Genomic DNA, 12,268 nt, shown 5'->3' with positions numbered 1-12,268 from the left:
ACTGCGGCGCGATGCACCCACTTCAGGGCGAAATTGAGCGGCTCGCCGCCGCCGGCGACCGCCTGGATCGCGCCGCCGCCCGCTCCGCGTTCACCGAATTCCGCGCCGCGCTGACCGCGGGCACGATTCGCGCCGCCGAAAAGAGCGACGGCCGCTGGCACGTGAACGCGTGGGTGAAGCAGGGCATCCTGCTGGGATTTCGCATCGGCGAGCTGGCGGCGAGCGGCAGCGATCTGTCGTTCGTGGACAAGGACACCTTCCCGGCGAGGCGATTCCACGTGAGCGACCGCGTGCGCATTCCAACAGGCGGGTCGTCCATTCGCGAAGGCGCGTACATCGCGCCCGGAGTGGTGTGCATGCCGCCGATGTACGTGAACGTGGGCGCGTACGTGGACGAGGGCTCGCTGGTGGATTCGCACGCGCTGGTGGGCACTTGCGCGCAGATCGGCAGGCGCGTGCACCTGAGCGCGGCGGCGCAGATTGGCGGCGTGCTCGAGCCGGTGAACGCGTCGCCGGTCATCATCGAGGACGATGTGCTGGTGGGCGGCAACTGCGGCGTTTACGAGGGCACGCAGGTGCGCTCGCGCGCGGTGCTGGGGGCGGGCGTGATCCTTACGCGATCCACGCCACTTTACGACGTGGTGCGCGGCGAGGTGCATCGCGCAAGCGAAACAGAGCCGCTCGTCGTGCCGGAAAACGCGGTGGTCGTGCCCGGCTCGCGCAAGCTGGAGCGCGGCAAGGCGCAGGACAAAGACTGGGGGCTTTCGCTCTACGCGCCCGTCATCGTCAAGTATCGTGACGCCAAGACCGACGCGGCGGCGGCACTGGAAGAGGCGTTGCGGTGAGCGCGGCGGAAACGCAGGACGTGGTCGCCCGCCGGCTGCTGTTTGCGTTCGCCATCGCGGCGGCGCTGGCCGCATTTCTCGCACATCATCACGGATCGAACGCGCCGCGGTGGCTGCTGGCGGGCTCGCGCTGGCTGGCGATCGCCGTCATGGCCGCGTATTCGGCGCGGCGGCGCGCGCTTACTCCGTGGATTTTCACCTTCATGCTCGCCGGCGGCGAGTTTGGTTACGACCTCCCTGCCGCGGCGGCGAACCTGCGGGTGGTTGGGCAGATTTTTCTGCGTCTGATCAAGGTGATCATCGCGCCGCTGCTGTTTGCCACGCTGGTCAGCGGTATCGCGGCGCACGCGAACTTGAAGAAGATCGGCCGCATGGGGCTGAAGGCGCTGATCTACTTCGAGGTAGTGACCACGCTGGCGCTGATCATCGGCCTGACGGCCATCAACATCAGCAAAGCCGGCGTGGGCGCGAAGTTGCCGCCGCCGGCGCCGGGCGAGCAGATTGTCTCGGCCAAACGCGCGCCGGCGGAAATCATTCTGCATACGTTTCCCGAGAACATCGCGAAGTCGGTTGCCGACAACGAAATTCTGCAAGTTGTGGTGTTCAGCATCCTGTTCGGCATTGCGCTGGCACAGGTGTGCGAGGAAAAGCGCCGGCCGATGCTCCAGTTCTGCGAGGGCCTGGCCGAGGTGATGTTCAAGTTCACCAACATCGTGATGCTGATGGCGCCGCTCGGCGTGGGCGCGGCGATTGCGTACACGGTGGGCACGTCGGGCATGGGCGTGCTGTTCAACCTGGCCAAGCTCCTGGCCACGCTGTACACGGCGCTGCTGGTGTTTCTGTTCGGTGTGCTGCTGCCGATCGCGCTGCTGGCGCGCGTTCCGCTGCGCAGGTTCGTGCGCGCGGTCGCTGAGCCGGCTTCGATTGCGTTCGGAACGGCGAGTTCGGAGGCGGCGCTGCCGCGCGCGATGGAAGCGATGGAGGCCATCGGCGTGCCGCGCCCGGTGGTGGCGTTCGTCACGCCGACCGGCTACAGCTTCAATCTCGACGGGTCGACGCTGTATCTCTCGATGGCGTCCATCTTCGTGGCGCAGGCGGCCGGCATTCCGCTCACGGTGGGTCAGCAGGTGATGATGATGCTCACGCTCATGCTCACCAGCAAAGGCGTGGCCGGCGTTTCACGCGCGTCGATTGTTCTGCTGTTCGCGACCGTGGGCTCGTTCGGGCTGCCGACCGAACCGGTGTTCGCGCTGCTGGCCGTGGACCAGCTCATGGACATGGCGCGGACTTCGGTCAACGTGGTCGGCAACTGCCTGGCGACGGTGGTGGTGGCGCGCTGGGAGGGCGAGTTTGGCAAGGAGCAGCCGAGCGAGGCGGTGGCCGCTGCCCTGGAGTAACGCAGTAGCCAGTGGCGAGTAGCGGGTACCGGGTTGTGGAGGCGGCTTCGCCGCGTCTTCCCTGCCCAAAGTCGAGTCAGGTAGATGGCCCGGCGCGATGGGGATGCCGCTCTCGGCGCCGGGGTCCTTCGACCGCGCGGGTACTGCGCCGAGCGCAGCACCCGCCTCGCCCAGGATGGCTCGGTTGCGCTTTTGCCTTTTGCTTTGCCTTTTTGCTTTTGCCTTCCTTAGCGGCTCGCCGCCAGAACAGGCGCGGAAGCATTGTGCTAGCATCAAGCTATCGTTCTCTCTCCTCAATGCCCTCAGGCAAGCTCCAGATCATCCCGCTAGGCGGGCTCGGCGAATTCGGCATGAACTGCATGGCCGTGCGCTGGGGTGACGACATCATCGTCATCGACGCCGGTCTGATGTTTCCCGAGTCGGAGCTGCTGGGCGTCGACATCGTCGTTCCCGACATCAGCTTCCTGCTGGAAAACCGCGCGCAGGTGCGCGGCATCGTGCTCACGCACGGTCACGAGGACCATATCGGCGCCCTGCCGTGGATCCTGAGCGAGCTGAACGTGCCGGTGTACGGCACCGAGTTCACGCTGGCCTACGTCGAGAACAAGCTGGAAGAGCACGAACTGCTCGACGACGCCACGCTGAACGAGATTCGCGCCGGCGAGCGCTTTCGCATTGGCGCGTTCACCATCCATCCCATCCAGGTGACGCACAGCCTGGTGGACTGCGTGTCGCTGGCAATCCACACGCCGCTGGGCGTGGTGATCCACACCGGCGACTTCAAGGTGGACCCCACGCCGACAGACAACCGGCTTTTCGATCTGCACACGTTCGCCGAGTACGGCAAGGAAGGCGTGCTGGCGCTGCTGCAGGATTCGACCAACGTGGAGCGTCCGGGATACACGCCGAGCGAGCGCGCGGTGCGGCGCAAGTTCGACGACGTGTTCCGCAATACCGACGGGCGGCTGTTCATTTCTTGCTTTTCGTCTTCCATCCATCGGATCAAGCTGGCCATTGACCTGGCATTCGAGTACGGGCGCAAGGTGGCGCTGGTCGGGCGCTCGATGACCGACTCGACCGAGATCGCGCAGGACCTGGGCTACGTGGACATTCCCGACGGCCTGCTGATCCATCCCGGTGAGATCAAGAATTTCCCGGCGGAAAAAGTTTGTGTGCTGATCAGCGGCACGCAGGGCGAACCGATGTCGGCGCTGTCGCGCGCGGCGGTGGACAACCACAAGCACGCCAAGATCGAAACCGGCGACACGGTGGTCCTTTCCTCGCGAATCATTCCGGGGAACGAGAAGGCGATCTACCGCGTGATTGACCACCTGTTCCGGCGGCAGGCGCACGTGATCTATGAAGACGGCTCGTCGCCGCCGGTGCACGTTTCAGGACACGCCAGCCAGGAGGAGCTGCGGCTGATCATCAACCTGGTCAAGCCGCGCTACTTCATTCCGATTCACGGCGAGTACCGGCAGCTCTCGCGTCACGCCGAACTGGCGGCCGCGATGCACGGCGCGGTCGGGCAGGCGCTGATGCTGGAGAGCGGCGAGATCATGGAGTTCGACGAACTGGGCGCGCGCAAGGCGGGCAAGATCAACGTGGGCCGCGTGTGCATCGACTCGGGCTCGATGGGCGAAGTGGTGGAAGACCTTGTGATCCGCGACCGGCGCCACCTGAGCGAAGACGGCATCGTGCTGCCCATCATCGCGATCAACAAGCTGACGGGCAAGGTGGAGAGCGCGCCGGAGATCGTGACGCGGGGCTTCGCGCCGGGCGAAGACGGATTCCTGAGCAGCGCGCGCGACCTCGTCATGGGCACGCTGGAGTCGTCGAGCGAAGAGGAAAAGAGCGATTACGGCGTGATCAAGGAGAAGATCCGCGCCGACCTGAAGCGGTTCATCGTGAAGAGCACGCAGCGCAGGCCGCTGATCATGCCGGTGATTCTGGAGATTTAGCGGCCAGCTGCCGGCGGCTCGCCACTGGCTCCTGGCCCTTGGCCTGCAGCGTTTAGCTTGGACCGTTGCTTCTGGACGTGGGAGCTCTGGCCCATGCAGCGGTGTCTATTCCTGCAGCACTCCCGCGCCGCCTCGCTCCTTGATATGGTTAGCACTGGAATCCTGGAGACGAGCGACATCGTTACCCTTCCTGACATTCAGCAGGCGCGTGAGCGCATTCGCGGCGTGGCCACGCGCACGCCGCTCTACCACTTCCCGTCGTGCGACGGATTGCACCTGAAGCTGGAGAGCCTGCAGCCCATCGGCTCGTTCAAGCTGCGCGGGGCGTACAACAAGATTGCTTCGCTCTCCGACGCGGAGCGCGCCCGCGGGGTCATCACGTATTCCAGCGGCAACCACGCCCAGGGCGTGTCGTACGCGGCGCAGGCGCTGGGGGTGAAGGCAACGGTGGTCATGCCGCGGACCGCGCCGAAGGTGAAGATCGCGCGCACCGAGAGTCTCGGAGCGGAGATCGTCCTGGTGGGCCCGGGTAGCCTGGAGCGCCAGCGGCGCGCCGAGCAACTCGCGGCCGAGCGCGGCCTTTGCGTGGTGCCGCCGTTCAACGACGAGCGCATCATCGCCGGCCAGGGCACGATTGGCCTGGAGATCCTCGAAGACCTCGCCGACGTCGAGCTGGTGCTTGCCCCGATCGGCGGCGGCGGACTGGTGAGCGGCATTTCCGCCGCCATCAAGCTTTCCGGATCGAAGGCGAAGGTGGTGGGCGTGGAGCCGGCGCTGGCCGCCGACGCTCAAGCCAGCTTCCGCGCCGGGCGCCTGGTGGAGCTTCCCGCCGAGCAGACCACGCGCACGCTGGCCGACGGGCTGCGCACGCAGAGCGTGGGGCCGATTCCGTTCCAGCACATTCGCAAGTTCGTGGACGACGTGGTCACGGTGAGCGAAGACGAGATTCGCGAGGCCATGCGGCGGCTGGCGTGGACCGGACACGTGGTGGCAGAGCCAAGTGGCGCGGTGACTGCGGCGGCGTATTGGTTCCATCAGAGCGAACTGCCGCGAGCGCGGCGGACGGCCGCCGTGGTGAGCGGCGGAAACGTGGAACCCGATTTGCTGCGGCAGGTTCTGGGATGAGTTCTTCGTCCCGTGTAGAATCCGAGGCAAGTCTCACCACGGATGGACAGGGATCCATACGAACCTTGGGTCAAGTCCGTGTTGATCGGAGTTCATCCGGGGTAAGCCGTTTGAGGATTATGTGGCACGGCATCGCGTCTTCAATCTTGTTTTCGTAGCGCTCTCCGTTCTTCCCTTGCACGCCGCCGACGTGGTTCGCGCGGTGATGATTCGCGAGGCAACGATTTATCTTTCCCCGGACGCCACGTCATCGAAGCTCGGGCCGGTAGGGCGCGGGCGCGAGATCGTGATCCTGGAACAGGGGAACCCTGGGTGGCTGCACGTGATGGCCAACCAGGAGGCGGAGCGGCAGGTCACGGGCTGGATCCAGGACCGCGGCGTGATCCGCACCACCATGCCCAACGGCGACCGAATCCTGTTCGGCGAGGCGGTGGACTCGGAGGCCGAGGCACAGAAGCGGCGCGGGCGCCGCGGCGCCGCCGAAGACGCGCTGCGGCTTTACGATCGCACGGCCGAGTATTTTCCCAACTCGCCGCTGGCGGGGGAGGCGATGTGGCGCGGCGCCGATATCCGCTGGCAGCTCGAGCTGGCGGATGCGCGCACGCGTCCTTCGGCGCGCGCGGCCGATCCGCTGATGAAGCCGCAAATCGACGAAGAGCACCTGAGGCAGGTGCAGAAGAAGTTCAAGGGCACAAAGTGGGCGGACCTGGCGGCGTTCGACCTGATCGACAACAAGACGTGCGGCGACTGGAATGGCATGTCGAAGTGTCCCGATAGAGAAGCCAGCATCTACGAGGACTACGCAAAGGACCATCCGCAGTCGCCCAAGGTCGCCGAGGCGCTGTACGAAGCGGCGCGGCGGCGGGCGGCACTGATCGAGATCTACAAAACGGAAAACCAGCCCGGGAAGTCGGCGGAATCGCGCACGCGCGCCATCGCGCTGCTGCAGCGCATCATGGCCGAGGCGGCGCAGAGCGACTGGTCGCCGCGCGCCGAGGCCCTGCTCTACAAAGTTCAGCAGAACATTCCGACGTACGGGAACACGAACGATTGAACCCGTACGCGCTCGCCATCCTTCTCGGCGTGGTGGAAGGGCTAACGGAGTTCCTGCCCGTCAGTTCGACTGCGCACCTGCGCATCGTGGAAGCCGCGCTCGGCGTGGACCTGGCCAGCGGCTACTGGAAGATGTTCAGCATCGTCATCCAGCTGGGCGCCATTCTCTGCCTGCCGATTTACTTCCGCAAACGCATTGCCGATTTCCTGCGAACGTTTCCGCGCGGACATCGCGGCGAGAAGACGCTTTTCACCCATCCGCTCACGCTGGTGCTGATCGCGTTCGTGGTCACGGCCGGCCCGGCGTGGGCGCTGACCAAAGTGATCGGCAAGAACCTGGAAAGCCTGTGGGTCATGGCCATGTCGCTGCTGGCCGGCGGCATCGTGATGTGGGTGGTGGAGGCGCTTTACGACGCGCGTATTCTGGCGGCGCGCACCGACGATGTGGAGCAGACCTCGCTGCCGCAGGCGCTGTGGGTTGGCGCGTGCCAGGTCCTTTCCGCCGTGTTTCCCGGGACGTCTCGCTCGATGGCCACGATTGCCAGCGGTCAGATTGCCGGGATGACGCGCGCCACGGCGCTGGAGTTCAGCTTCCTGCTTTCGATTCCAACCATGGTCACGGCTACGCTCTATGACCTGCTCAAGTCAATGCGCCACGGAGCGGCCGGCACCGCGGTGGGCGCCGCGCCGGTGAACGCGCAGGAGTGGATGCTGCTGGCGACCGGCTTCGTGGTTTCTTTCGTCGTCGCCTACGCAGTCGTGGCGTGGTTCATGCGCTGGGTGCGGCGCGGCGGGTTTGTGCCGTTCGCGATCTATCGGATCGTGCTGGGCGCGGGCCTGGCGGCGTGGTTGTGGATGCGGAGTTAGCGATCAACAGTCAGCGGTCAGCCCCTGAAAGCTTTCCCAGGACAAACGGTGTCGCAGAAGCCGCGCGCACGGGGGCGTCCGCGCCACATGGTTCGCGCTGACCACGACGGTGCGAGGTGAGGTGAGGTGAGGTGAGGTGAGCGGCGCGCCCACGTCTCCAGCACTCCCTGGTCATGCTGAGCGAGGCCCGCGCCTTGCGGGCCGAGTCGAAGCATCCCACTTCGACCCTGAAAGCACAGTTGCGGCAGGGACCCTTCGACTCCGGCTCTCCCGCTTGGCGGGATCGCGCTCGCTCAGGATGACAGACTCAAGCTCCGGGCTTCTCCGTCGGCGTTCCCATGTACCACTGGTTGCCCCACTCGTCTTTGACGGCGGCGACGCGGTCGCCGTAGGGCTGGTCCTGGGGCGGGAACATTGATTGGGCGCCGGCGGCGACGGCGCGGGCGTAGAGCGCATCCGGGTCGGGGACATAGAGGTAGAACATGGTCGGCATCGGCTGCCAGGGGCCGTGCGCTTCGTTCACCTCGAGGATGCCGTTGCCGATGCGCGCCTGCGAATAGTGCACCACGCCGTCGGGCGAGGAGTGGCGCTCAACCACTTCGCCGCCCAGCGCCTCGGTGATGAAGTCCAGCATGCGGCCTGCGCCGTGCACGCGCAGGAAAGTTGTCACGGCGCGCAAGCCTTCGCGGCGATAGCTCGCGCCTTTGTGGGTGGCGATCCACCACTCGTTGCCGGCCACGTCGCGCACACCCGCTTCGCGATCGCCGTAGAACTGGTCGGTTGGCTCGTGCAGCGAGGTGGCGCCCGCTGCGATCGCCCGGTGGTACACGGCGTCTGCATCGGGGACGTAGAGATGCAGCGAAGTGGGCGTGTACGGGCCCTTGAAGTTGCCGCCGCCGCCGATCATCAGGATGGAATCGCCGATGCGGACTTCGGCGTGGTATCCGCCGGCCGAGCCAGGGCCGCCGCGGAAAAGTTCGACGGCGCCGAAGGCCTGCTTCATGAAGTTCATCGCCTCTTCGAAGTGGTCGATGGAGAGGTAGGGCGTCACGGTCGTGAAACCCTCGCGGAATTTCGCCTTCTTTGTCTCGGATGCGATCTCGAGCGCCGGCATTTCGTTTGCCTCCTTTTCCAATTCTTCTTTCAAGCGCCGCTTGAACTCAGGACGCGGCAGGCCGCGCAGGTCCACCGCGAGCGCGGCCAGGGCCGCGAGCTCGGGCGCGAGCGGAGCGGCGCTGCGCCGCGCCAGGATGGCGTCAATCGCGGCATTGAGTTGATCGTGCAGAGAGCGCTCTTCAGGCATTGCCGCCCTCCATGCGCGCGCGCAACTTCTCCAGCGCGCGGAACTGCAACTGCTTCACTGCTCCCTCGGTGCGACCGAGCTCCTGGGCGATGTCGCGAATGCTCTGCTGCTCAACGAAGCGGGCGACGATCACGCGCTGCTGGTCGCCTTCCAATTCGTTGACCAGCTGGAACAGCATGGCGCGCTGCTCGACGTCGGGCGAGTTCGGGTCGGCGGCGCCGGCCAAATCCGGTTCGCCCGCTTCGCGGGAAGACTGCTGCCAGCGATCCTTCACCGCGTTGGAGGCAATGCGGAGCAGCCAGGCGGCAAACGGGACACCGCGCCACTGAAAACGCGGCAGCGCGGCGAGCGCTTGGTGGAATACCTCGGAGGTGACGTCTTCGGCGGCGTCGCGGTCGCGCACACGTTTGACCACGAACGCGTACACGCGCTCGAAGTGGCGCTCGTAGAGCTCGGCAAAACGGCGCGGATCGCGCTGCGCCGCCTCCACCAGCAGCCGCTCGCCGGCTTCCTGCGTCTGGGCCTTCAACCAGCGTCTCCCGGGACTGGCCGTCTGGCTAGGTTAACTGGCGGGGAGGGGAAAGGTTACGGAACAGTTTCGAGTTTCAAGTTTCGAGTGAAGGCACTTAGCAGTTAGCAATCAGCATTTGGCCGGGCACGTCCGGGGTGGGAGCGATGACAACAGCCACGGCCGTGGCGGCCAAATGCCAAGCACTAGGCGCTAATTGCCGAATCACCAGATGGGCCCATAATCCTCACGGTACCTGCTCCACTTTTCCCATTGTTTCCAAAAAGATATCTGCCATAATTGGCCTGCTCTGGTGTACCGCGCCGTTCCGGCTTGCCCGGGACGCGATACGCCCTTCATGAAGCTGCTCGCGCGCGCCTTTGCTCCGACCGACAATCGTCGGCTGAACGAGCTGGTGGGCTTCCTCCTGTTCGCCTGCGCGACCCTCCTTTTCCTCGCGCTCGCCTCGTACTCGCCCCTCGATCCTTCGATCAACACCGCCGCCGGCTCGGCGCGCGGCACGCACAACTGGATCGGCGTGGTCGGCGCGGGGCTGAGCGACCTGATGCTGCAACTGGGCGGCATCAGCGTGTTCATGATTCCCATGTTCATCGGGATGCTGGCGGCGCGCTGGTTCCGCTCGCGCAAGATCGACGCCGCGCTGGCCAAGCTGGCCGGCGCCGCGATGCTGCTGGTGTTCACGCCGGCGCTGCTGGCGCTGCTTCCCTTCCAGCTGCGCTGGCTGCACGCCGTCCCGATCGAGGGGCTGTTGGGGAGGATCGTAGGCGACGCCTTCATCCACTACTTCAACGTGGCGGGCGCAACCATTCTGTGCGCGGCGATTATCGCAGTGGCGCTGTATCTCTCCACCGCCTTCAGCTTCGGCAAGATTGACCTGTGGCTGCGCACGCGATGCGCGTTCCTGTTCGCCGCGTGGCAGCGCTTCAACGACTGGCGCGCCGCTCGCGTCAAGGCTCACGAGCAGCGCCTGGCCGAGCGCCACGCCAGGATGAAGCGCCGCGCCGCGCCGGCCATGGTGATGGCGACCGAGGTTGTGCCGGTGAAGCCGGTACCGCCGGCCCCGCCGCGTACGGGCATCGAAAAAGCGCGGGCGGAAGAAGACGCCGCCCGTGCTGAAGAAGAGCAGGAGCTGGCGTCGCGCATGGCGCGTCCGCCAAAGCCGCAGGCGGCAGCCGCGCCGGAGAACGAAGAGATTGCGCCCATCACCATGGGCAGCCGCGCCGATGCCACGTCGAAGGCGAAGACCACGATGCCGCGCATCGCCGGCAGCTATCGCCTGCCCTCGTCGTCGCTGCTGCACCGTCCCGATGAGCACAACCAGATCAACGAAGACGAGCTGAAGACGCTCGCCCAGGTGCTCACCGAAAAGTGCGCCGAGTTCGACGTGCACGGCCAGGTGACGCAAATCAATCCCGGGCCGGTGGTGACCACGTTCGAATACAAGCCCGAGGCGGGCATCAAGTACAACCGCATCACCGGGCTTTCGGAAGACCTGTGCCTGGGTCTGCGCGCGGAGAGCATCCTGATCGAACGTATGCCGGGCAAGAGCACCGTCGGCATCCAGGTCCCGAACCGCGAGCGCGAGACGATCTGGCTGCGCGAGGTGCTGGAGTCCACTGACTTCATCGGCAACAAGTCGAAGCTCACGCTGGCGATGGGCAAGGACATCAACGGGCGCATCGTCACGGCCGACCTGGCGACGATGCCGCACCTGTTGATCGCCGGCTCGACCGGATCGGGCAAGAGCGTGGCCATCAACGCCATGATCATGTCGCTGCTCTACAAGGCGACGCCCGAGCAGGTGAGGCTGATCCTTGTGGATCCGAAGCGGCTGGAGCTGGGCGTTTACGAAGGCGTGCCGCACCTGTACACGCCGATCATCACCGAGCCGCGGCTGGCGTCGAACGCGCTGCGCAACGCGGTGCGCGAAATGGAGCGCCGCCTGAAGCTGCTCGCCGAAAAGGGCACGCGCAACATCGACCAGTACAACCGGTTGTTCGACGACGAGAAGACGCCGAGCCTGTTCCAGGCCGGCGCCGACGCGCAGGAGCACCGCCCGCTGCCGTACATCGTGATCATCATTGACGAGCTGGCCGACCTGATGATGCTGGACGGCAACAACGTGGAAGAATCAATCACGCGCCTCGCGCAGATGGCGCGCGCGGTGGGCATCCACCTGGTGCTGGCGACGCAGCGGCCGTCGGTGGACGTGATCACCGGCCTGATCAAGGCGAACTTTCCGGCGCGCGTTTCCTTCCGCGTGGCGACCAAGGTCGACTCGCGGACGATTCTCGACGCCAACGGCGCCGAAGCGCTGCTCGGACGCGGCGACATGCTGTATCTGCCCTCGGGCTCGGCGCGCGTGCACCGGCTGCATGCGCCCTACGTCACGGAAAAGGAAATCGCCAGCGTGGTCGAATTCTGGCGCGCCCAGGGCCTGGCGCAGTACGAAGAAAAATTTCTCCAGGCCCCCAAAGAAGATGGCGAGCGCCGCGCCGGCGCCTCCGGCGATGCGGCCGACGGAGAAGGTGGCGGCGAAGGCGAGCACGACGAGCTGTTCGAAGACGCGGTCCGCCTGGTGGTCGAGTTCGGCAAGGCGTCCACTTCCCTGCTGCAACGGCGCCTGCGCATCGGCTACGGGCGCGCGGCCCACCTGATCGACCTGATGGAGCAGGACGGCATCGTCGGCGCCGCCGACGGCCCCAAGCCGCGCGAAGTGCTGAAGAAGCCGGACTGGCTGAATGAAGTGGAAGAGAGCCTGCGCTAACACCAGCGGTAGGAGTGACACATTCGTTCACTTGCAAGTACATGCTGCTATGCGACTAAACTGGCTGCTGCAAGGGCGGATTGCACTGCCGTTCCGTTGCAGGGGGAGCTTTGGGCGCGTTCCTGGCTTTTATCGCAGCAGTCATCGCGATAATTTACGTCTCCCGTGCGGAGCGCAGGAGCCGGCAGGAATTTGCCGCTTGGGAAACCCGCTGGCGCGACCTTACTGCGCGCATCTACGCCCTTGAGCAGGCGCTAGGCGGCGAGGCGCGCGCCGTCATTGAGGCAGAACAGCGCACCGCCGCCGCCGAACCTGCCGCTGCGCCGCCAGTGACGCCGGCAGCGCCGGGACCGCCGCCTCAGGCGTCCGCTGAAGTTGCTGCGCCAGCCATCGAACAGCCCGCCGCGATCGCGCCGGAACC

9 protein-coding genes are annotated in these 12,268 nt (G+C 65.8%); 7 read left to right on the top strand and 2 right to left on the bottom strand.

Annotation, left to right across the window (positions count from 1 at the left end; all coding sequences use genetic code 11):
- Positions 1-11: 11 nt before the first annotated feature.
- From VFA60_14815 to VFA60_14790, 6 genes are all read left to right on the top strand, one after another.
- Positions 12-845 (top strand): 2,3,4,5-tetrahydropyridine-2,6-dicarboxylate N-succinyltransferase, encoded by an 834-nt coding sequence (locus tag VFA60_14815; GenBank protein ID HZQ93062.1) that lies wholly within the window; start codon positions 12-14, stop codon positions 843-845.
- A complete protein-coding gene (locus VFA60_14810; GenBank protein HZQ93061.1) occupies positions 842-2,242 on the top strand; it encodes a cation:dicarboxylase symporter family transporter in 1,401 nt (466 codons plus the stop codon). The genes VFA60_14815 and VFA60_14810 overlap by 4 nt, the downstream gene beginning before the upstream one ends.
- A gap of 296 nt (positions 2,243-2,538) precedes the next feature.
- Positions 2,539-4,203: a ribonuclease J gene (locus VFA60_14805; protein HZQ93060.1), complete on the top strand. Its 1,665-nt coding sequence runs from the start codon at positions 2,539-2,541 to the stop codon at positions 4,201-4,203.
- Between the two features lie 93 nt (positions 4,204-4,296).
- Positions 4,297-5,328 (top strand): threonine/serine dehydratase, encoded by a 1,032-nt coding sequence (locus VFA60_14800; GenBank protein ID HZQ93059.1) that lies wholly within the window; start codon positions 4,297-4,299, stop codon positions 5,326-5,328.
- A 121-nt stretch (positions 5,329-5,449) separates the two neighbouring features.
- The gene (locus VFA60_14795; protein ID HZQ93058.1) at positions 5,450-6,382 is read left to right on the top strand and encodes a hypothetical protein; all 933 of its coding nucleotides are present in this window, start codon (positions 5,450-5,452) and stop codon (positions 6,380-6,382) included.
- Entirely contained in the window at positions 6,379-7,248 is an 870-nt protein-coding gene (locus tag VFA60_14790) for an undecaprenyl-diphosphate phosphatase (protein ID HZQ93057.1), read from the top strand. The genes VFA60_14795 and VFA60_14790 overlap by 4 nt, the downstream gene beginning before the upstream one ends.
- A gap of 307 nt (positions 7,249-7,555) precedes the next feature.
- Here the strand turns inward: VFA60_14790 and VFA60_14785 are convergent, their stop codons facing one another.
- Both VFA60_14785 and VFA60_14780 read right to left on the bottom strand, forming a co-directional pair.
- Complete coding sequence (locus tag VFA60_14785) at positions 7,556-8,551, bottom strand: VOC family protein (GenBank protein HZQ93056.1); 996 nt, start codon at positions 8,549-8,551, stop codon at positions 7,556-7,558.
- Positions 8,544-9,080: a sigma-70 family RNA polymerase sigma factor gene (locus VFA60_14780; protein ID HZQ93055.1), complete on the bottom strand. Its 537-nt coding sequence runs from the start codon at positions 9,078-9,080 to the stop codon at positions 8,544-8,546. The genes VFA60_14785 and VFA60_14780 overlap by 8 nt, the downstream gene beginning before the upstream one ends.
- A gap of 337 nt (positions 9,081-9,417) precedes the next feature.
- Between VFA60_14780 and VFA60_14775 the strand changes: the two genes are divergently transcribed.
- Positions 9,418-11,847, top strand: coding sequence for a DNA translocase FtsK 4TM domain-containing protein (locus VFA60_14775; protein ID HZQ93054.1), 2,430 nt, complete (start codon positions 9,418-9,420; stop codon positions 11,845-11,847).
- Positions 11,848-12,268: the final 421 nt, after the last annotated feature.

The organism is Terriglobales bacterium (assembly GCA_035651995.1).
Classification (GTDB): Bacteria; Acidobacteriota; Terriglobia; order Terriglobales; family Acidobacteriaceae; genus DASRER01.
Note: the sequence above shows the minus strand (reverse complement) of the source record. Positions and strands in the feature narration are given on the sequence as shown.